Below are 19967 nucleotides of genomic sequence, written 5' to 3'. Positions count from 1 at the left end.
CGGCGTCGTGCCATCCCGACGCAGCGAGGCCCGCCAGCGGTGCTGACGGGCCTCGCGTCCTACCTCACGGGAGAGGTCAGGGGATGTCGTACTTCAGCGTGTAGCTGCCGCTGCCCGAGTAGGCGTAGACCTCGAGGCGGTAGGTGCCCGAGCCGGCCGTGTAGGCGATCGTCTCGGTCGAGCCGGCGCTCTCGCTCGCCGCCACGTCGGTCCACGAGGAGCCGGACTTCTTCTGCAGGTAGAGGTCGAAGTCGCTGCCGCTCGGGCCGGTGAGGCAGGCGTTGATCGTGCCGCCGCTGGTGGCGATGCCCGTGCTGGACGGCTTGTACGACGACGCCCGGTTGCTCACCGTCCCGGTCGCGGTGACCTTGGTGCAGGTGCCGCCGGTCGGCGGGGTGGTGGTGCCGCCGCAGGTCGGCTCACCGGACTGGGCACCGACGTTGATGCCGGCCCACGCGTCGCGCACCCGGTTGAAGGTGGTGCAGTCGGTGGTGCCGAAGAGGTTCTTGGCGGCGGTCAGCGTCGCGACGCGGGCCTTGCCGTGGGTCCACGACGAGGTCTTGAGGAGCAGGCCGTTGTAGAAGACCTTGCCGGCGTTCTGGATGCCGATCCCGGTCAGGGTCGAGCCGTTGCAGCTCGTCGAGCCGCTGGTGCCGTTGGCCAGCAGGTAGAACCAGTGGTTGAGCGGGCCGGCGGCGGCGTGCACCTCGGTGTTGGGGATGGACGAGGAGTAGCAGTTGGGGTCGCCTACGGCGCTCGGGTTGGCCATGTTGCGGATCGGCCCGTCGCCGACCAGGTCGGCCTCCTCGCCGACCAGGTAGTCGCCCGGGTCGTTGGGGTTGTTGGCGTAGAACTCGGTCAGCGCACCGAAGATGTCGCCGGTCGACTCGTTCATGCCCCCGGTCTCGTTGCCGCCGGTCGAGCCACCGGGCGTCGTCTGGAAGATGCCGTGGCCGTTCTCGTGGGCGACGATGTCGATCGCGGTGAGCTGGCGGGCGTTGTCCTGGCTGTGACCGAAGTTGGTGGTCGTGCCGTCGTAGTAGGCGTTGACGTCGTTCAGCCCCACCTCGGCGGGGTAGTTGGTGCCGTTGCCCTTGATGCCGCTGCGGCCGAGCCAGGCCGACAGCATGTCGACCTCCTTGCCGACGGAGTAGAGGACGTCGGCGCACGCGGTCTCGAGGTTGGTGCCCGATCCGTTGCCCCAGATGTCGTCGGTACCGGTGTAGGCCGCGCCGTTCTGGCCGCCGCACTTCAGGCCGGTGCGGGTCGGGTCGGTCATCGAGTACGACGAGCCCGAGCCGGAGGTGCCGATCGTGACGCCGGGGTAGTAGTAGCCGTTGCCGGTGCCGTCGTGCACGGCGTCGGAGGCGAGCAGGACCTTGCCGTTGCGGGCGTCGGTCCACACGGTCGTGATCGAGGGACGACCGGCGGTCGAGCCGGTGACCTTGGTGCGCCAGGCCAGCCGCGGCGTGGAGACCGCGTAGACGGTGAGCTGGGGCTTCGAGACGCTGCGGACCGTGCCGACCTGGCGGCGCGCGGTGGCCTGGGCCGAGGCGCTGCTGCGGGTGGGCGTGGTCGAGGAGAGCGAGATCGAGCGGGTCGGCTTGCCGGTCACCCCGGTGGCCTTGCCCGCCTCGTCGACGGCGACGACGAAGTCGGCGCCGTAGACCGAGAGGCCGTCGAACGTGCGCTGGTAGGCGACGTAGAACGTGCCCTTGGTGCCCGGGTGGGCCCCGGCGGGACGGGCCTGGCCGTCCTGGCTGCGGCCGGCGGGGGTGTGGCTGCGGACGTACGCCGCGGCGGCGTCGACCGCGCGGTCGCGCCGCTCGGCCGTGGCGGCCCGCGACGGCGCCGCGGTCCGGTCGGCCGACACACGGTCGCCGGCGGGGCCGGCCGAGGCTGCGGTCGACGACGGGGCGCCGAACGCGAGCGAGCCGGCCAGCGCGGTGGCCAGCGCGGCCACTGCCACCCGGGGCAGCAACGTGGATCTCATGGGGTCTCCTGGGGTGTGAGAGGGGGACGCGCCCGCCCTCGTCGCTCAGGGGTGTGACTCCGAGATGAGGCGCTCCGGCAACGTAGGAGTTGCCGGAATCTGCCCGATAGGGAGGAAACCCTTGCCGCCCCGGGGGTCTAGACCAGTTCTCGTGCGGCCGACCTCGCGGGTCGGCGGGACGTCATACGGTCAGGCTGCCGGGGCTGCCGCGGCGTATGACGTCCCGGACCCGGTCACTCCGGGTCACTCCGGTGGGGCCGGGACGAGCAGCGTGGCGAGCTGGGTGCGCGAGCGCAGGTCGAGCTTGCGGTAGATCCGGGTGAGGGTCGCCTCGACGGTCTTGACGCTGACGTAGGTGCGCTCGGCGATCTCGCGGTTGCTCGCGCCGGCCGCGACGGCACGCGCGATGCGGGCCTCGGTGTCGGTGAGGCGGTCGAGCAGCGGGTCGTCGGTGTCGGGGGCCCGGTCGGGGGCGAGCTCGGCGTGGACCTGCCGCGCCCAGGCGTCGGCGTGCAGCGCGGTGAACAGGTCGTGGGCCTCACGCAGCGCCGTCCGTGCGGCCGCCACCCGCCGACGCCGGCGCTCGAGGTGGGCGCGGGTCACGAGCACCCGGCCGGCGTCGACGCGCAGACCGAGGTCGTCGGAGACCTTCGCGGCCCGGTCGAGCACGAGCTCGGCACCCTCGAGGTCGCCGCGCGCGATGTCGAGCTCGGCCTCGGCCCGGTCGAGCTGGGCCGAGACGCCGTCGGTGCCGCCGGCCCCGCCGCGCTCGGCGCGGCGGCCCAGCTCGTAGCGCGCCTGGGTGAGCACCTCGTCGGCCTCGTCGAGACGGCCCAATGCGGTCAGCGCGGAGACCAGGTCGGCCTGCCAGCGGTTGACGGTCGGGTCGCTGAACCGGCCCTCCCGCTCGATGTCGCGGACCCGGGTCAGCGCCTCGTGGGCCCCCTGGGCGTCGCCCGAGCGGAGCAGGGCCTGGCCCAGCACGATCAGGTGCCGCTGGAGGTAGCGGACGTCGCCGCGCTGCTCGGCGGCCTCGACCCCGCGCCGGGCGAGGGTCCGGGCCCGGCCCAGGTCGCCCGCGACGAGCTCGGCGGTCGCGGTGATGAACCACCCCGAGTAGGCCTCGAGGTCGAACTGCTCGCCGATCCGGGTCGCGCGGGCGGCGTACTCGACGGCCTCGCGGCTGCGACCGGTGCGGGCGGCGACCTCGACCAGGCAGCGCAGCACGTGCACGTGGTCCATCCCGGCGCCACGCTCGACCTGGGCGAGCATCGCGAGGTTGGCGTTCCACGCCTCGTCGAGGCGGTCGTCGTAGAAGGCGAAGCGGGCGTCCATGTAGTCGGGTGAGATGTGCACGAAGCCGGTCGGGGTCGGACCCGACAGCTCCACGGCCCGCGCGATCGACGCCTGGTGGTCGCCGCCGGTCCAGCGCTGGGCGACGGCGAGCGTGGTCAGCCCCAGCGCGAGCTCGTCGTCGTCGCCATGGCGCTCGAGCAGGGCGACCGCCCGCTCGCAGGCGCGGTGCGCGGCGTGCGGGCGCGACTCCATCAGCGCGATCCGGGCCCGCTGCAGCAGCACCTTGGCGACCAGCAGGTCGTCGTCGCCGGCGTCGGCCAGCGCGGCGGCCAGCACCTCGTCGAGCACGGTGACGCCGTGGCCGGCCAGCTCGGGGATGGCCAGCCGCACGCGGACGGCCTGCGCGGGCGTCGGGTTGGCCTCGAGGACGTCGGTCAGGGCCCGCTGCACCAGGTCGACGTGGTTGCCCGGGGCCGCGGTCTCGATCGCCGCGACCAGCCACTCGACCCGCTCGTCGTCGAGCGCGAACGGCGCCCGGTCGGCCGCGAGCAGGTAGAGCTCGGCCGCCAGCTCGCGCGCCCCCAGGGCGGCCGCGTCGCGGGCCGCGAGCCCCAGCTCGTGGGCCAGCTCGGCGTCGGGACGGGGGTCGGCGAGCGCGAGGTGGCGCACCCGCTGCGACGCGGTGGGCACCGCCTCGGCCAGCCGCTGGTGCAGGGCCGCCCGCTCGGTGGCCGGGAACGACTCGACCACCACGTCGCGCAGCAGCGACGGCGTGAACCTCAGGGCGGTGTCGGACCGGGCCAGCAGGCCCGACTGGACCGCCCGGCGTACGTCGTCGTCGGCGCCGATCCGGCCGGCGCGCTCGAGCTCGCGCACGGTCGGCCGGTGCAGCAGCGCGGCGTGCAGCAGGGTCTCGCGCACCTCGGCCGGCTGGGCCCGGAAGCGCTCGCGCAGCACCTGGCCGATGGTGCTCGGCAGCGGGGTGGGCGACCCCAGGACGACGGGCCGCTCGCCGATCAGCCCGGCCAGCGACAAGGCGAAGGAGGGGATCCCGCCGGTCTCGACGTGGACCCGCTGGGCCACGTCGGGGGTCAGGCCGTGGGCGCAGAGCAGCTCGAGCATGTCGACCGGGTCGAGCGGGGGGACGTCGAGGTGGTGCAGGCCGGTGACGTCGATGTCGGGGTCGACGCTGTCGTCGTCGTGGCCCAGCGTCGCGACGACGGCGACCCGCCCCCCGAGGCGCCGCCGGGCGTAGCCCACGATCGCCGAGGAGTCGGAGTCGAGCCACTGCACGTCGTCGAGCAGGAGGACCACGGGCCGGTCGCTCGACCACCGGTCGAGCAGCGTGTGGACGGCGGCGGCCAGGTCGGACCGGTACTCGAGGGTCGCGTCGAGCCCGACCAGTCCCGAGGCGACGACGTCGCGGACCACGTCGGGCATCTGCGCCACGAGGTCGGCGGGGCACTGGGCCAGCAGGTCGCGCAGGGCCGCGAACGGCAGCGCCATCTCGTCGGCAGCCCCGTTGGCGCGCAGCACCTCGGCCTCGCGGTCGCGGCGGGCGGCCTCCTCGATCACGTCGAGCAGGGCGCTCTTGCCGACCCCGGAGGGCCCGCACAGCGCCACGGACTCGCCGCGGGCGAGGAGGTCACGGACCTCCTCGAGCAGCGCCGTGCGTCCGATGACCCGAGTCATGCACCTCAGGCTATGCCGCGGCGCGGGACGCCGACAGCGCCAGCCGCGGGGAAGGTTCCCGGTTTGAACGCCGGATCAGCCGGCGGCGCGGAGGAACTTCTCGAGCAGCGGGCCCGCCGTACCGGACCCCGAGGCGCCCTCCTGCACGAACACCGCGACCGCCAGGTCGTCCTGGGCGGCGATCATCCAGGCGTGGGTGCGGACCTTGCCGCCCTGCTCGAACTCGGCCGTGCCGGTCTTGGCGATGACCTCACCCCCCGGGATCGAGTCGAGCCGGCGGCCGCTGCCGTCGGTGACGACGCCGCGCAGCAGGCTCTTGAGCGCGCGGGCCTCGGCGGCCGTGAGCGGCTTCGCCTGCGCGGGGACGCTGACCTTGACCTGGTCGAGCAGTCGCGGCACCACCGTGTGGCCGGCCTGCACCGAGGCGATGACGGTGGCCATCGCCATCGGCGAGGCCAGGATCGTGCCCTGGCCGATCATGTCGGCGGCCCGGCCGGTCTCGCTCGTGGGCGGCTCGACCGAGCCGAAGTAGGCCGGGAAGCCGAGGTCGTGGTCGATCCCGAGACCGAGGGATGCCGCCGCGGCGGCCAGGTCGCCCTCCTTGAGGCGCGTGCGCTCGGCGATGAAGGCGGTGTTGCACGAGTTGGCCAGGGCGGTGCGGAAGGGGATCCGGCCGGTGCCGCCGGCGGGGTAGTCGTCGTAGTTCTCGAAGTTGCGGCCGTCGACGTTGACGGTGGCCGTGCAGGGCACCGTCGTGTCGGGGGTCAGGCCGCGGCGCAGCAGCGCGAGGCTGCTGACGGTCTTGAAGGTCGAGCCGGGCGGCAGCTGGCCGAACGTCGCGAGGTTCTGGCCGTCGGTGCCGGCACTGTTGGCCGCGGCCAGGATGGCGCCGTCGCTGGGCCGGATGGCCACCAGGGCGCTGGCCGGGCCGGTGGCGGGCAGGATCGACTCGGCCTCGGACTGCAGCTTGTCATCGAGGGTCAGCTGCAGGTCCTTGCCCACGGCACCGCCCGAGCGGAAGAGCTCGCGCTCGTTGCCGTCGCTGCCGACGGCGTCGACGACGACGCCCGGCGTGCCCTGGAGCTGCTCGTCGTAGCGCGCCTGCAGGCCGGAGAGGCCGGCGACGTCACCGGCCTGGTAGCGACCGGGGTCCTTGGCGATCATCTCGGCGGACACCGGGCCGACGGTGCCGAGGATGGGCGCGGCGAAGCCGCGCGACACGGCCAGCGGCTCCTTCGCCGACACGAGCGTCGCGCCGCCGATGGCCTCGTAGCCGCGGAGCACCCGCGGCGGCAGGTCGTCCTGGCGGTAGGTGATGGCCTCGACGAACGCCTTGGGGCCTGCGGCCGTCACCTGCTTGACGAAGGGCGCCGACTCGACGTCGACCAGGCGGGCCAGGGCTGCGGCCGACCGCGCGGCGCGACCGGCCGACACGCGGCCGCGGTCGATGCCGACGCGTACGACGGGCCGCGAGGTGACCAGCGCGACGCCGCCAGCCCCGAGGATGTCGCCGCGCGAGGCCCCGACCGCGGTCGTGTCGAGCACGGAGTTGGCGTTGAGGCTCGGCTCCACGACCGCGTGGCTCCAGGCCACCTGCCACTCGCCGTCGGACTGCGTGAGGCTCACGGTGCTGTCGTAGTCCCACGACTCCTCGCCGCCGACCGGCCACGACCAGGACACGGTCGCGGTGGCGCGGTCGCCGTCCTCAACGACCTTGCCGAGCGTCACGTCCGGTTCGAGGTCGCCCATCCCCTCGACCACGTCGGCGAGGTCGGCGGTCGCCTCGGGCCCGGTCGTCTCGGCGAACGGCACGCTATCGAGGTCGCCGGAGCCCAGGCCCGCGACCAGGGCGGCGGCCGTGCCGTCGGCCCGGTCGCCCGCGTCGGCCGGATCGGGCTCGTCGTCGCCGCTGCACGCCACCAGCGAGGTGGTGAGCAGCAGCGCGCAGACAACGGCGAGGGGGGTACGGCGCATGCCCCAGGTTCTACCAGCCGGGTGGGACAACGCCGGTCGAGGTCGTGACGCTCAGTTGAGCAGCGCGCTGACCAGCGGCAGGTAGCCGGAGGAGTGACCTGCCTTGTTGGGGTGGTAGCTCTCGGCGATCGGGTTGGAGAGCCCGTTGAGCCACTCGGGGTCGTCGCAGACCGCGTGGCCGGTGAACCGGCTGGTCGGGTTGGCGAACGAGAACCCGCGGGCCGAGGCCGCGGCCGACAGCTTGGCGTTGAGCTGGTCGGCGGTCGTGTTGAGGCGGGCCTCCTCCTCGGGGGAGAACCACGTCGCGGCGTTGCAGTCCTCGCCCATGAACACGTGGGGGTAGCCGACCACGACGACCTTCGCCTGCGGCGAGCGGGAGCGGATCGACGTGTAGAGCGTGGTCAGCCTCCCCGGCAGCGTGTCGCGGATGAACGCCTGGGCGCCGTCGATCGCGGTGTCGCAGTCGCCGGCCCAGAACGGGGTCGCGCACTCGGTGAGCACGTCGGCGAACCCGGCGTCGTTGCCACCGACCGAGATGGTCACGTAGCGCGTCGCGGTCGTCAGCGCGGCCAGCTGGCTGTTGGTGACCGTGGGGATCGTCGCGCCCGAGCACGCCTGGAAGTTGAGCGCGTAGCCCTTCTGGTTGGCCACCAGCTTGGGGTAGGCGTAGTTGGACCGCTTGCACGACGAGCTGTCGATGTAGGTCCCGGTGCCGACGCCGGAGGAGTAGGAGTCGCCGAGGGCGACGTACGACGGCCCAGCGGCCCGGGCGGGGGCGGCGCCGACCGCGACCAGCGCGGGGACGGCCGCGGCGACCAGCGCCGCGAACGAGAGGGCGAGACGACGGACCAGCACGATTGACCTCCGAGAGGGATCCCCTGCAGGTCACCCGAGTGTGACCTGGCTCTCAGCCAAGCAGTCGGCGGCGACCTCCGGTAGAGGGCAATCCCTGGACGATGGACGAGGGGTCGCCGTCGATGAGGTCCTGGACGCCCTTGCGGAAGCCCGGGCAGTTGGCCACGTCGTGGGCACGGCAGGCCAGCGCGTGCACGGTCATCTCGCGGCTGCGCTGCATCTCGGCCATCCGGCGGTCGAGGTCGGCGACGTGCGCCTCGAGCACGAGGTGGCGCTCGGGCGCCTCGGCGTCGAGCAGGATGCCGATCTGCTCCAGGCTCATCCCCGCCGCCTGGCTGCGCAGGATCACCGCGACCCGCACCAGCTCGTCGCGCCCGTAGCGCCGCCGACCGGCCGCGTCCCGCTCGGGGGCCAGTAGCCCGACGTCCTCCCAGTGCCGCAGCACGTGGGTCGCGAGGCCGAACTGGCTCGCGATCGCACCGATCGATCGAGGGCTTGACTTCATGTCAACATGAACTCACATGCTCGTCGTTGAGGCAAGTCATCGACGAGAGGACGCACGATGGAGAACATCCAGCACGACAGTCAGCACGACAGCCAGTACGACGTGGTGGTGGTCGGCGGCGGCCCCGCCGGACTGCAGGCGGCCCTGACCCTGGGCCGGATGCACCGGCGGGTGCTGCTGCTCGACTCCGGCAGCTACCGCAACGACCCGGCCGACCTGATGCACAACTTCCTGACCCACGACGGCCGCCCGCCGGCCGAGCTGCGCGCCCTGGCCCGGGCCGAGCTCGCGACGTACGACACCGTCGAGGTGCGCGACGTCGTCGCCTCCTCCGTGGTCCCCGACGGCGACCGGTGGTCGGTGGGCACCGACGACGGTCCGGTGAGCGCACGACTGGTCCTGCTCGCGACCGGCGTGCGTGACACGCTGCCGGACAAGCCCGGGCTCGCGGGCCTGTTCGGCACCGTGGCGGCGCACTGCCCGTTCTGCCACGGCCACGAGTACGCCGGCACCCCGGTCGCCGTGCTCGGCAGCCACCCGCACATCGGTCGGGTCGCGGCGATGCTGGCGCCGATCGCCTCCGAGGTGGTCGTCCTGGCCGACGGCGGCGAGGTCGACGACGCCAACCTGGCCCAGCTGCGGTCGCTCGGCACGTCGGTGCGCACCGAGGTGGTGGCCGGCTTCTGCCGGGGCTCGCTGGGCGGCATCGTGTCGTTCGCGAGCGGACCGGACCTCGAGGTGGGTGGGGTGCTGGTCGCGACGACGTTCGCGCAGTCGGCACCGTTCGCGGCCGACCTCGGCCTCACCCTGCTGGGCTCGGGCTGCGTCGAGGTCGACGTGATGGGCCGCACCTCGCTCCCCGGTGTGTACGCCGCCGGCGACCTCGCGCACACCGCCGCTACCCCCATGCCGCTCAGCTCCGTGCTCGCCGCCGCCGCAGCCGGCCAAGCCGCCGCGACCGCCTGCGTGGCCGACCTGCTGGCCCTCGACCACGGGGTGTTGGCGCCGGTGTGAGGGGGGCGGTCGGCACCGGGCTTGTTACTGACCGTTGCGACTTCCTCCCTGCGCTTCAACGCGCAGGGAAGAAGTCCGAACGGTCAGTAACATCCCGGCTGCAGCCGTCAGTCGTCGTGCGACTTCTTGTGGCGCGGCTTCTTCTCGCGCACGGGCTCGCCGTCGCCCTCGGCGGCCGACTCGGACGACTCGGACGACGCGGACGACGCGGACGGCGCGGACGACGGCCGGGTGGACGGGGGACGCGAGCCGCGCGGGCCGCGGTCCTCGGACAGCTCGATGAGCTTGCCGCTGATGCGGGTGTGCTCGAGCTTCTTGAAGACCTCGGGCGACAGGTCGGCGGGCAGCTCGACGACGGAGAAGTCGGGCTGGATCTTGATGGCGCCGAAGTCGCCGCGAGACAGGCCACCCTCGTTGGCGATGGCGCCGACGATCTGGCGGGGCTCGACCTTGTGGCGCTTGCCGACCTGGATCTTGTAGGCCTTCATCGCCTTGCCGGTCTCGTGGCGCGGACGGCGCTGGCCCTTGTCGAAGCGGTCGTCACCACCGAACTTGCCGCCGCGCGCCGGCCGGTCGACCTTGTCGGCGCGGTCGGTGAACGTCGGGCGGGCCCGCTCGGCGGCGGGGTCGAGCAGCAGCGGGGTGTCGCCCTGGGCGACGATCGCCAGCGCGGCAGCGACGTCGACCTCGGGTACGTCGTGGTTGCGGACGTAGTGGTTGACGACGTCGCGGAAGATCTCGATCTGGCCGGCGTTGCCGAGCGCGGCGGTGATCTGGTCGTCGAAGCGGGCCAGCCGCGTGGTGTTGACGTCCTCGACCGAGGGCAGTCGCATCTCGGTGAGCGACTGGCGGGTGGCCTTCTCGATGTGCTTGAGCAGGTAGCGCTCGCGCGGGGTGACGAACGAGATCGCGTCGCCCGAGCGGCCCGCGCGACCGGTGCGGCCGATGCGGTGGACGTAGGACTCGGTGTCGGTGGGGATGTCGAAGTTGACGACGTGGCTGATCCGCTCGACGTCGAGGCCGCGGGCCGCGACGTCGGTCGCGACGAGGATGTCGAGCTTGCCGGCCTTGAGCTGGTTGACGGTCCGCTCGCGCTGTACCTGGGCGACGTCGCCGTTGATGGCCTGGGCGGAGAACCCGCGGGCGCGCAGCTTCTCGGCGAGGATCTCGGTCTCGTTCTTGGTGCGGACGAAGACGATCATCCCCTCGAAGTTCTCGGTCTCGAGGATGCGCGTGAGGGCGTCGGCCTTCTGCGGGTAGCTGACGATCATGTAGCGCTGGGTGATGTTGTTGGCCGTCTGGGTCTTGCCCTTGACGTCGATCTGCACCGGGTCGTTGAGGTACTGCTTCGACAGCCGACGGATCTGGTTGGGCATGGTGGCGCTGAACAGCGCGACCTGCTTGTCGTCGGGGGTGTCGGCCAGGATCGTCTCGACGTCGTCGGCGAAGCCCATGTTGAGCATCTCGTCGGCCTCGTCGAGCACCAGGAACTTCAGCTCCGACAGGTCGAGCGTGCCCTTCTCGAGGTGGTCCATGATGCGACCGGGGGTGCCGACGACGATGTGGACGCCGCGGCGCAGCGCGCTCAGCTGGACGCCGTAGGCCTGGCCTCCGTAGACCGGCAGCACGTGCACGCCCTTGGTCTGGGCGGCGTACTTCTGGAAGGCCTCGCAGACCTGCAGCGCCAGCTCTCGGGTCGGCGCGAGCACGAGGGCCTGCACGGCCTTCTGGCGCACGTCGAGCCGGTCGAGGATCGGCAGTGCGAACGCGGCGGTCTTGCCCGTGCCGGTCTGGGCGAGGCCGACCAGGTCGCGGCCGGCGAGCAGCGGCGGGATCGTCTCGGCCTGGATGGTCGAGGGGCTCTCGTAGCCCACGTCCTTCAATGCCTTGAGGACGGCGTCGCCGAGCCCGAGGTCGGCGAAAGTGGGGAGGGCGTCGGGCGTCTCGGTCGTCACGGCTTCGTCGTTCACCCGTCAACGGTAGTGGCTGTGGCTTGTACCACCAGATTCGACGGAGCGGTGGGGTGGGTCACCCCGGCTCAGCCGACGTGCGGCACGACCTCCGGCTCGCCGCCCTCGAGCACCGCGACCAGCTGCTCCTGCGTCCAACCGGCACCGCTGAGCGAGAAGATGCTGCCGTCGTAGCGGGTGGGTGCCTTGACGAACAGCGCCGGATCGCCGGTGCTCGGCTCTTCGCCGAACCACGCCTTCGCGTCCACGGAGGTCTTCACCGGCTCGGCCCCCGCGGGCAGCGTGCCGACGTCGCGAGCCACCAGCCGTCCCTGCTGGCCGTTGTCGCGCCGAGCGACGTACGTCGTCCCGGCGAAGGAGACCCTGTCGACGACGAACTCCTGCACGGCCGCGGCGACACCGGTCGTGGGGGGCCCGGTCGTCACCTCGGGGGCCGCGACGTCGCGGGGCGGCGACGAGGCGAGCGACGGCAGCAGCACGGCGGTGGCCACGCCGGCGGCGACCAGCCCCGCCGCCGCCGCCGGGACGGCGTACGCCGGGGTGCGGCGCAGCCGGGGGGCCGGCCGGTCGTAGGTCAGGTCGGCCGTGGCGGCGCGGAAGGCCTCGTGCAGGTCGGCGGTCAGGCGGTCGTCGTTCATCGGGGGTCTCCTGGTGCGGTCGGGTCGAGGGTGAGGCGGAGGGAGGCGAGGGCCCGGGAGGTCTGCGACTTCACGGTCCCGGTGGTGACGCCGAGGGCGTCGGCGGTCTCCTCGACGGACAGGTCGTCGAAGTAGCGCAGGACCAGCACCGCCCGCTGCCCGTCGGGCAGGCCACGGACGACGCCGAGCAGGGCGTCGCGGTCGAGGACCTCGCCCTCGCGGCCCGGCGTGACCGGGTCGGGCGAGGCGTCCATCGGCACCTCGGCCAGGCGCCGGCTGCGTGCGCGGTGCCGGTCCTTGGCGAGGTTGACGACCACCCGGCGGGTGTAGGCCTCGGGCTGGTCGCGCGCCGCACGCCATCGGCGGGCGGTGCGCAGCAGCGCCGTCTGGACCAGGTCCTCGGCGTGGCCGCGATCGCCGCACAGCAGGTACGCCGTGCGGAGCAGCCGCGACGACGCCCCGGCCACGAAGGCGTCGAACTGCGCAGCCTCCCGGTGCGGGATCACCCGCTTCTCGTCTCTCTCACACCAGGTACAACTCCGCGCAGCCGGCGCGGGTTGTCACTCGACCGTGACCGACTTGGCCAGGTTGCGCGGCTTGTCGACATCGAGCCCCAGGTGGCTGGCGGCGTGGTAGGCCAGCAGCTGCAGCGGCAGGGTCAGCAGGATCGGGTCGAGCTCACGCTCCGATCGGGGTACGTCGAAGCGTCGGCAGGGCACGTCGCCGAGGTCGACGCCGGGGTGGGTCACCACCACGAGCGGGCCGCCACGGGCCGCGATCTCGTGCAGGGCCCCCACGTTGCGGTCGGTCAGCTCGTCCTGAGGGACGATCGCGACGGTCGGCACGGCGGCCGAGATCAGCGCGAGCGGGCCGTGCTTGAGCTCGGAGGTCTGGTAGGCCTCGGCGTGGCGGTAGGTGATCTCCTTGAACTTCTGCGCCCCCTCGCGCGCCACGGGGAAGCCGCGCACCCGGCCGACGAAGAACAGGCTGTCGGCGGCGGCGAGCTGCTCGGCGACCTCGACGAGCGAGTCGGAGAGCGACATCACCTCCTCGACCTGGTCGGGGAGCGCCTGGAGGGCGGCCACGATGCGCTTGCCGTCGGAGATCGACAGGTCGCGCACCCGGCCCAGCTGCAGGGCCAGCAGCGAGAACGCCAGGAACATCGTGGTCAGCGCCTTGGTGGAGGCGACCGCCACCTCCGGGCCGGCGTGCAGGTAGATGCCGCCGTCGACCTCCCGGGCGATGGCCGACCCGACGACGTTGACGAGCCCGACCACGCGGCCGCCCTTGCGGCGTACCTCCTGCACGGCGAGGAGGGTGTCGATGGTCTCGCCGGACTGGCTGACGGCGACGTAGAGCGTGTCAGGCTCGATGACCGGGTCGCGGTAGCGGAACTCGCTGGCGGCCTCGGCGTCGGCAGGGATGCGGGCCAGCTCCTCGATCAGCGAGGCGCCCATCTGTCCGACGTAGTAGGCCGAGCCACAGCCGAGGATCTTGACCCGGCGGATCGCCCGGGTCTCGCGGGCGTCCATGTTGAGGCCGCCGAGGTGGGCGGTGCCGAAGCGCTCGTCGAGCCGCCCGCGCAGCACCCGCTCGGCCGCCGCGGACTGGTCCTGCATCTCGCGCCACATGTGGCCGCCCTCGCCGTGCTCGACGTCGTAGGCCGCCGGGTCGACGTCGAGGTGGATGGCGTCGCGCGGGGAGTGGATGAGGTCGGCGCCCCGGTTGGAGTACGTCGTGAACCCGGTCGCGGTGACGGTGGCGATCTCGCCGTCGGCGAGGTGGGCGACCCGGGTCGTGTAGCGCACCAGCGCGGCCAGGTCGGAGGCCACGTGCATCTCCTTGTCGCCGACGCCGATGATCAGCGGGCTGCCGTTGCGCGCCACCACGATCCGGTCGGGGAAGTCGGCGTGCAGCACCGCCAGGCCGTAGGTGCCGTCGACGCGGGCCAGCGCCGCGGCGACCTTGCCCTCCAGGGTGTCGGCGTCGGCGAGGGAGACCAGGTGGGCCAGGACCTCGGTGTCGGTGTCGGAGACCAGGTCGACGCCGGCGGCGGCCAGCTCGGCGCGCAGGGCGGCGGCGTTGTCGATGATGCCGTTGTGGACGACGGCCACGTCACCCTTGGCGTCGGTGTGCGGGTGGGCGTTGGCGTCGGTCGCCGGGCCGTGGGTGGCCCACCGGGTGTGCCCGATGCCGACCTTGCCGGCGAAGCGCTTGGGCAGCGCCTCCTGCAGGTCGCGGACGCGACCGGCGCGCTTGGCGACCTTGATGCCGCTGGGCGAGACGACCGCGACGCCGGCCGAGTCGTAGCCGCGGTGCTCGAGGCGCGAGAGGCCCTCGAGCAGCAGCGGGGCCGCTTCCTGACGGGTGCCGATGTAGCCGACGATGCCGCACATGTGGTGACTGCCTTTCGTAGTGAGAAGGGTCTCGACCCGTCGGTCGCGACCTCGTGCCTCGGTCGCGCTCCTCGCTCGACCACCATCAGCGGATCCGCTGACGCGTCTCCGCTATCCATAGACGAGGCGGCGTAGCTGCCGCTCGGTGAGGGGTGGTGCCGCGACGACGCGCGAAGCGAGCTCGTCGGCGACGCGAGCGAAGATCTCGGGGTTCTTGGCGCCGTAGGTCTTGAGCTCGCCGTGGCGTCGTCGTACGAACGCCTCGACGCTCTCGCGGTGGAAGGCGACGACGTCCTCGACGACCCGCTCCGCCTCGGCCCGGCTCATCCCGGTCGTGGCGACCAGGTGGGCGAGGAGCGCTTCGTCGACCGGCACCGGGCGATCGTGCGCCGACCGCGCACGACACGCAACTTCTTGCCCGAATTCGGGCACGTCCGGCCACATCGACCGGGCCGAGGGCCCTGGCACCGGCCCCTTACCGAAGCCACGGCACCGCGGGCGTGGAGCGGCCACGTGCGCCTGACCCTCCCGGAGCGGTCCGGGTGGAGGAAGAAGATCACTCTGAGGGGTGAGTGGACCTCCGAGTGGGGATCGGCTACAGTCGGTGAACAACAGATGAACAGGAGGTGTCCCATGACCGACAAACGCCACGCCCAGCTCGAGATGCGCTGGGTCCCCGTGACCGATGCGGCCGGACGCACGCGGATGGAAGCGGTCTGGATCACCCCGACCGCGTCCGCGGCCATCAGCCACGCCGCCTGACGCCCTGTCACGTCGCTCGTCACGACGGTCGCACCCCACGGGTGCGGCCGTCGTACCTTTTTGGTGGCGGTCCCTGGAGTCGGGAACATAAACGGACCGCGGTCCGTTCATGGCCATTGATACTTCAACCACCTACCTCTGGAGGACCCCATGTCCGAGTTCGACGACGCCACCACCGCCATCGCCGACATCACCGGCGACTACACGATCGACCCGGCCCACACCCGCCTCGGCTTCGTCGCGCGCCACGCGATGGTCACCAAGGTCCGCGGCCACTTCGACGCCTTCACCGGCACCGCCCACGTCGACACGGCCAACCCCGCCGCCTCCAAGGTCGACCTGGCCATCGAGGCCGCGAGCGTGACCACCGGCAACGCCGACCGCGACGGCCACCTGCAGACCGCCGACTTCTTCGGTGCCGCCGAGCACCCCCAGATCACCTTCTCCTCGACCGAGGTCTCCCGCGACGGCTCGACCTGGACCGTCACCGGCGACCTGACGATCAAGGGCACCTCCAAGTCGATCACCATCGACTTCGACGAGGTCGGCTCGGCCCAGGACCCGTTCGGCAACACCCGCGTCGGCTTCGAGGGTGGCGTCACCGTCAACCGCAGCGACTGGGGCCTCAACTTCAACGCCAAGCTCGACACCGGCGGCGTCCTGGTCTCCGAGAAGATCAAGCTCGAGTTCGACATCTCGGCCATCAAGAACGCCTGATCCCTGCAGCACCCCGATCGGGGCCGCGACCGGATATCCGGTCGCGGCCCCGTCGTGCGTCCTGCCACGATCCGCCCATGCACGACGTACGACCCGGCCTGCCCGTCGGCCTCACCACCCGGGCGCTCACCCCCGCCGACGCGCACGCCGTGTTCGAGACGATCGCGGCCCAGGAGCTCCACGACCTCGGCGCCGTCGAGATCGAGGAGGCCGACATCGTCGGCGACTGGCAGCGACCCAGCTTCTGCGTCGAGGAGCAGACCGTCGGGGTGTTCGACGGCGACCAGATGGTCGGGTACGCCGAGTACGCCGCCCCCGACCGCGGCGACGCCGCCGTCCGTCCCGAGCACCGCGGCCGCGGCATCGGCACCTGGCTCGCGCAGGCGATGCAGGACCTCGCCCGCACCCACGGCGCCACCGTCGTCGGCATGCCCGTGCCCGAGGGGTCGCCCGGCGACCGGCTGCTCACCGCGCTCGGCTACCAGGTGCGCTGGACCAGCTGGATCCTCAAGCTCCCCGTCGGCGCCAGCATCGCCGAGCGCCCGCTGCCCGCCGGCTACGCCGTCCGCGCGTCCGACCCCGCGGAGTACGCCGAAGTCCACACCGTCGTCGAGGACGCCTTCCTCGAGTGGTCCGAGCGCGACCGCGAGAGCTACGCCGACTTCGCCGCCACGACGGTCCTGCGCCCCGGCTTCGTGCCGTGGCAGCTGCGCGTGGTCACCGACCCCGGCGGTGCCGTCGTCGCGGTGGCGGTCGTGTCGGTCTACGCCGAGGCCGCCGACGCTCCCGAGGCCTACATCTCCCGGCTCGCCACCCGCCGCGACGAGCGCGGCCGCGGCCTGGCCCAGGCGCTGATGGTCGACACCTTCGCGGTCGCCCGCGACCACGGCGCCGTGCTGTGCGGGCTCTCGACCGACAGCCGCACCGGCGCCCTCGGCCTCTACGAGAAGGTCGGCATGCAGGTCACCTCGACCTGGGTCAACCGCGCGATCTCGCTGACCTCCCCGTAGCCTGCCCGGCATGGGCGAGGTGTTCGCGGGCCGCTACGAGCTGCTCGACCCCGTCGCCACCGGGGGCATGGGCACGATCTGGCGCGTGCTCGACCGCAGCGACGGGCAGCTCAAGGCCGCCAAGATCCTGCGGCAGTCCGACGCGGCGTCGCTGCTGAGGTTCGTGCGCGAGCAGTCGGTGCGCATCGACCACACCCACGTCGTGACCCCGCTGTCGTGGGCGGGGGTCGACGACCGGGTGCTCTTCACGATGCCGCTGGTCCACGGCGGGTCGGTCGCCGACCTACTCCACGAGCACGGCGCGTTGCCGCCGCGCTGGGTCGCCGTCCTCACCGACCAGCTGCTGCAGGCCCTCGAAGCGGTGCACGCGGCCGGCATCGTCCACCGCGACGTCAAACCCGGCAACCTGCTGCTCGAGCCGACCGGCACCCGCACCCCCCACCTGCGCCTGACCGACTTCGGCATCGCCGTCCCGCTCGACCAGCCCCGGATGACCCACGGCGCCCAGGGCATCGGCACCCCCGGCTACATGCCCCCGGAGCAGTGGCACGGAGGCGACCCCGACCCCCGCTCGGACCTGTACGCCGTGGGGCGGGTCGTCCTCGAGATGCTGCTCGGACGTCGGCTCACCGACGACGACCAGCCCGCCACGGTGAGGATCGGCTCCGACCCCTCCGCGACGGCCACCCGTCGCCTGGTCGAGCTCGTCGCGCACGCCACGCAGGTCGACCCCGCCGACCGCCCCGCCACCGCGACCCAGATGCGCGCCGCCCTGGCCGACCTCGTGGCGCTCCCCCCGCCGCCGGGCGAGCCCGTGGTCGACGTGCCGGACCGGTTCCCGGCCGCGACCGTGCCGGACCTGCCGCCGCCTCCCCCGCCGCGCCACGGCCTCGCGCCGACGGCCGCCCCCACGATCGCCTTCCAGCCCGGCGGCCAGACCTCGACGGCGACCGCCGCCGTCCGCCCGTCGGCCCTGCCGGGGGCGCTGCTCCTGCTGGTCGGCCTCGTCGGGCTGGTGCTCGCTACCTGGCTGCTGCTCGGCTGAACCGCGCCCGGCGCCGCAGCAGGACCACACCTGCGAGCAGCGACACCAGGCTGGCCGCACCGACCGCGAACCCGGCGATCCGGCGTACGTCGGGGTCGGCGGCCGCCTCGTCGTCCGGAGACGTCGGCGTGCCCGAGACGTCGGCGCTGAAGACGCCGTCGCCGACGAGGAAGGGGGTGGACTTGTCGTAGCCCGCGGGGCCGACGCGCCCCCCGGGTCCGGTGACTGCATCGGGGAAGTCGGGGGCGCCGGTCTTCTCGCCGGTCGCTCCGACAGTGAGCTCGATCGGCACCTCGATCGGTGCGTCGTCCGTGGGCGAGGTCGCGACCGAGACGGCGACCCAGTAGTCACCGGGGACCAGCGCAGCGTCGCCGCTCAGCTGGGCGTCGGCGATCGGGGCCGTCGTGTCGGACAGGTCCGCGCCGTCGAAGCCGTAGGACCCGGAGGTCTCGGCGTCGACCGCACCACCGTCGAAGGCGTTGCGCATCGGGTCGAACAGGGTGACCTCGACCTGCGGATCGGGGGTGGAGGTCTCGCTCTCGGGCCGCGACGGGACCTGGAGCCGCCAGGCCAGGGCCTGTCCCCAGTCCAGATGGACCTTCCACAGCCGCTCGGTGCCCTGCGGCACCTGGTCGCGCACCGTGCCGTCGACCGACGGCGCGTCGTCGAACGACCGCGCGCCCGCGGTCGGGGCCGCTTCGTCGGTCGCCAGCGTCTGCAGGAAGTGGTCCGCAGGCGGCTCCGAGTCGTCATCGCTCGGGAGGGGCGGCTCCTCGACCACCCGCAGGGCGAACGGCATCGACGAGGCCAGCCCGGACGTGGACCCGCGGCTGACCGCGATCCGGAGCTCGGGCGAGGAGAGACAGGCGGGGTCGTCGTTCTCGAGCCCCACGACCTTCAGTGCGCCCATCAGCACGCCGGGCGCCGAGCTCGCCGTCGAGTCGTCGTACGAGCCGCACGCCTCGCCGTCGGAGCTGCGCACCTCGACCCTGATCTGGTCGTTGACGGGATCGACGGCCGACGCGACGACACCCACGAAGACCCTGCTCTGCGCCATCGCGCGGGTGTAGGAGAACCAGCGGGTGTTGGCCGGGTCCTCACCGGGACCGACGAGCGTGTCGGACCAGAGGCCCGCGACGAGCTGTGTCGGCTGCCCTGCACTGCCGCCCACGACCGGCGTGCCGCCGAGCTCGGTCGGCTCGGGACCGGGTGAGGACGTGGTGTCCGCGGTCGCGGGTGCCGCGACGGCGAGGGCCAGCAGCGCCGCGCCCACCGTCCGTCTCATCACGGGCGGACGATACCCGCGCCGCGGGGCACGCAGCGCACTAGCGTGCGGCCATGGCTCGCACGCAGTTCGTGGTCCGCTACGACTTCCGGGCGCCCGGGGCCGACCCGGCGCAGCGCCAGGAGCTCTACTCCCGGGCCCTCGAGCAGGCGGCGTACGTCGATGGTCCCACCAGGGCGACGGACCGGTCGAGCTCGATCGTGGTCACCACGTCGGTGACCGACGGCCGCGGCGGCGTCGAGGAGAAGCCGAACCGCGGCGGCGGGTCGACCGGCGCGAGCGTGCCCAGCGTCTCGCCGTCGAAGGTGCCGGAGGCCGACTCGATCCGGTGGTGGGCGGTGGCGCCGTACCACTCACGGCGCTCGCCGATCTCGCCCCTCGTGCGGACCCCGGTGAGCACGGTGCGCGCGACGACATCGGTGAGCGCGCACCACCAGGTCGCCGTTGCGACCCGGTCCGGTACGACGCTCAGCAGCCGCCCGAGGACCGTCACCCCGCCGACGGCGACGTCGAGCTCGAGCGAGTCGGAGCGGACCTGCCAGCCGTGCGGACCGACCAGCACCCCGAAGCGCTCCACCCGGATCTCGTCGAACTCGTAGGTCGCGGCGACCAGGCGCGCGACGTCGGGGTGCGACGCGAGCAGCAGCCGGTGGCCGTCGGGGCGCTCCACCATCGCGTCGGCGAACGAGCCCAGCGGGGTGTCGTCCCAGCGCCCCACGACGATGCGGGTCCCGCTCGTGGTGCCGACGCCGGCGATCTGGCCGCGGAAGCGGACGCGGTGCCGGCCGGCAGGAGTAGCCACAGCACCACGTCTA

17 protein-coding genes are annotated in these 19967 nt (G+C 73.0%); 5 read left to right on the top strand and 12 right to left on the bottom strand.

What is annotated here, in order from left to right; genetic code table 11:
• Window positions 1–76 precede the first annotated feature (76 nt).
• The 5 genes from FJQ56_RS10890 to FJQ56_RS10870 form a co-directional block, all read right to left on the bottom strand.
• Complete coding sequence (locus FJQ56_RS10890) at window positions 77–1993, bottom strand: M4 family metallopeptidase (RefSeq protein ID WP_140009415.1); 1917 nt, start codon at window positions 1991–1993, stop codon at window positions 77–79.
• Between the two features lie 243 nt (window positions 1994–2236).
• Window positions 2237–4981: an AAA family ATPase gene (locus FJQ56_RS10885; RefSeq protein ID WP_140009414.1), complete on the bottom strand. Its 2745-nt coding sequence runs from the start codon at window positions 4979–4981 to the stop codon at window positions 2237–2239.
• Between the two features lie 75 nt (window positions 4982–5056).
• Window positions 5057–6955, bottom strand: a complete 1899-nt coding sequence (locus FJQ56_RS10880; RefSeq protein ID WP_140009413.1) for a penicillin-binding transpeptidase domain-containing protein — start codon at window positions 6953–6955, stop codon at window positions 5057–5059.
• Window positions 6956–7006: 51 nt separating this feature from the next.
• The gene (locus tag FJQ56_RS10875; RefSeq protein ID WP_246084078.1) at window positions 7007–7810 is read right to left on the bottom strand and encodes an SGNH/GDSL hydrolase family protein; all 804 of its coding nucleotides are present in this window, start codon (window positions 7808–7810) and stop codon (window positions 7007–7009) included.
• Between the two features lie 52 nt (window positions 7811–7862).
• Entirely contained in the window at window positions 7863–8315 is a 453-nt protein-coding gene (locus tag FJQ56_RS10870; protein WP_140009411.1) for a MerR family transcriptional regulator, read from the bottom strand.
• Window positions 8316–8372: 57 nt separating this feature from the next.
• On the opposite strand from FJQ56_RS10870, the gene FJQ56_RS10865 reads away from it, so the two are divergent.
• Window positions 8373–9329 carry an NAD(P)/FAD-dependent oxidoreductase gene (locus FJQ56_RS10865; RefSeq protein ID WP_140009410.1) on the top strand — a complete coding sequence of 319 codons (957 nt, stop codon included), beginning with the start codon at window positions 8373–8375 and terminating at the stop codon, window positions 9327–9329.
• A gap of 107 nt (window positions 9330–9436) precedes the next feature.
• Here the strand turns inward: FJQ56_RS10865 and FJQ56_RS10860 are convergent, their stop codons facing one another.
• From FJQ56_RS10860 to FJQ56_RS22425, 5 genes are all read right to left on the bottom strand, one after another.
• Entirely contained in the window at window positions 9437–11299 is a 1863-nt protein-coding gene (locus FJQ56_RS10860) for a DEAD/DEAH box helicase (protein ID WP_211350838.1), read from the bottom strand.
• 68 nt (window positions 11300–11367) lie between these two features.
• Window positions 11368–11937: a hypothetical protein gene (locus FJQ56_RS10855; RefSeq protein WP_140009409.1), complete on the bottom strand. Its 570-nt coding sequence runs from the start codon at window positions 11935–11937 to the stop codon at window positions 11368–11370.
• Entirely contained in the window at window positions 11934–12443 is a 510-nt protein-coding gene (locus FJQ56_RS10850) for a SigE family RNA polymerase sigma factor (RefSeq protein WP_246084077.1), read from the bottom strand. Before FJQ56_RS10850 ends, FJQ56_RS10855 begins: the two co-directional genes overlap by 4 nt.
• 54 nt (window positions 12444–12497) lie before the next feature.
• Window positions 12498–14333: a glutamine--fructose-6-phosphate transaminase (isomerizing) gene (gene glmS / locus FJQ56_RS10845; RefSeq protein ID WP_140009408.1), complete on the bottom strand. Its 1836-nt coding sequence runs from the start codon at window positions 14331–14333 to the stop codon at window positions 12498–12500.
• Between the two features lie 111 nt (window positions 14334–14444).
• Window positions 14445–14708: a hypothetical protein gene (locus FJQ56_RS22425; protein ID WP_246084076.1), complete on the bottom strand. Its 264-nt coding sequence runs from the start codon at window positions 14706–14708 to the stop codon at window positions 14445–14447.
• A gap of 258 nt (window positions 14709–14966) precedes the next feature.
• Between FJQ56_RS22425 and FJQ56_RS22915 the strand changes: the two genes are divergently transcribed.
• From FJQ56_RS22915 to FJQ56_RS10825, 4 genes are all read left to right on the top strand, one after another.
• The gene (locus tag FJQ56_RS22915) at window positions 14967–15095 is read left to right on the top strand and encodes a hypothetical protein (RefSeq protein WP_281284667.1); all 129 of its coding nucleotides are present in this window, start codon (window positions 14967–14969) and stop codon (window positions 15093–15095) included.
• A 150-nt stretch (window positions 15096–15245) separates the two neighbouring features.
• On the top strand, window positions 15246–15812 hold the full coding sequence (locus tag FJQ56_RS10835; RefSeq protein ID WP_140009406.1) for a YceI family protein: 567 nt from the start codon (window positions 15246–15248) through the stop codon (window positions 15810–15812).
• Window positions 15813–15889: 77 nt separating this feature from the next.
• A complete protein-coding gene (locus tag FJQ56_RS10830) occupies window positions 15890–16822 on the top strand; it encodes a GNAT family N-acetyltransferase (RefSeq protein WP_140009405.1) in 933 nt (310 codons plus the stop codon).
• A gap of 10 nt (window positions 16823–16832) precedes the next feature.
• Complete coding sequence (locus FJQ56_RS10825; RefSeq protein WP_140009404.1) at window positions 16833–17867, top strand: serine/threonine-protein kinase; 1035 nt, start codon at window positions 16833–16835, stop codon at window positions 17865–17867.
• On the opposite strand, the gene FJQ56_RS10820 is transcribed toward FJQ56_RS10825, so the two are convergent.
• Together FJQ56_RS10820 and FJQ56_RS10810 are read right to left on the bottom strand one after the other, a co-directional pair.
• Complete coding sequence (locus FJQ56_RS10820; RefSeq protein ID WP_140009403.1) at window positions 17845–19155, bottom strand: hypothetical protein; 1311 nt, start codon at window positions 19153–19155, stop codon at window positions 17845–17847. The genes FJQ56_RS10825 and FJQ56_RS10820 overlap by 23 nt on opposite strands.
• Before the next feature lie 124 nt (window positions 19156–19279).
• A complete protein-coding gene (locus FJQ56_RS10810) occupies window positions 19280–19954 on the bottom strand; it encodes a hypothetical protein (protein ID WP_211350837.1) in 675 nt (224 codons plus the stop codon).
• Window positions 19955–19967: the final 13 nt, after the last annotated feature.

The organism is Nocardioides plantarum (assembly GCF_006346395.1).
In the GTDB taxonomy this organism is placed as follows: Bacteria; Actinomycetota; Actinomycetes; order Propionibacteriales; family Nocardioidaceae; genus Nocardioides; species Nocardioides plantarum.
Note: the sequence above shows the minus strand (reverse complement) of the source record. Positions and strands in the feature narration are given on the sequence as shown.

Excerpts from the sequence above, each read along its gene's own strand:
- FJQ56_RS10835 (WP_140009406.1), top strand. The coding sequence starts at position 15,246 with ATGTCCGAGTTCGACGACGCCACCACCGCCATCGCCGACATCACCGGC.
- FJQ56_RS10890 (WP_140009415.1), bottom strand. The coding sequence starts at position 1,993 with ATGAGATCCACGTTGCTGCCCCGGGTGGCAGTGGCCGCGCTGGCCACC.
- FJQ56_RS10825 (WP_140009404.1), top strand. The coding sequence starts at position 16,833 with ATGGGCGAGGTGTTCGCGGGCCGCTACGAGCTGCTCGACCCCGTCGCC.
- FJQ56_RS10870 (WP_140009411.1), bottom strand. The coding sequence starts at position 8,315 with ATGAAGTCAAGCCCTCGATCGATCGGTGCGATCGCGAGCCAGTTCGGC.
- glmS (WP_140009408.1), bottom strand. The coding sequence starts at position 14,333 with ATGTGCGGCATCGTCGGCTACATCGGCACCCGTCAGGAAGCGGCCCCG.
- FJQ56_RS10830 (WP_140009405.1), top strand. The coding sequence starts at position 15,890 with ATGCACGACGTACGACCCGGCCTGCCCGTCGGCCTCACCACCCGGGCG.
- FJQ56_RS10885 (WP_140009414.1), bottom strand. The coding sequence starts at position 4,981 with ATGACTCGGGTCATCGGACGCACGGCGCTGCTCGAGGAGGTCCGTGAC.
- FJQ56_RS10880 (WP_140009413.1), bottom strand. The coding sequence starts at position 6,955 with ATGCGCCGTACCCCCCTCGCCGTTGTCTGCGCGCTGCTGCTCACCACC.
- FJQ56_RS22915 (WP_281284667.1), top strand. The coding sequence starts at position 14,967 with ATGACCGACAAACGCCACGCCCAGCTCGAGATGCGCTGGGTCCCCGTG.
- FJQ56_RS10855 (WP_140009409.1), bottom strand. The coding sequence starts at position 11,937 with ATGAACGACGACCGCCTGACCGCCGACCTGCACGAGGCCTTCCGCGCC.
- FJQ56_RS10865 (WP_140009410.1), top strand. The coding sequence starts at position 8,373 with ATGGAGAACATCCAGCACGACAGTCAGCACGACAGCCAGTACGACGTG.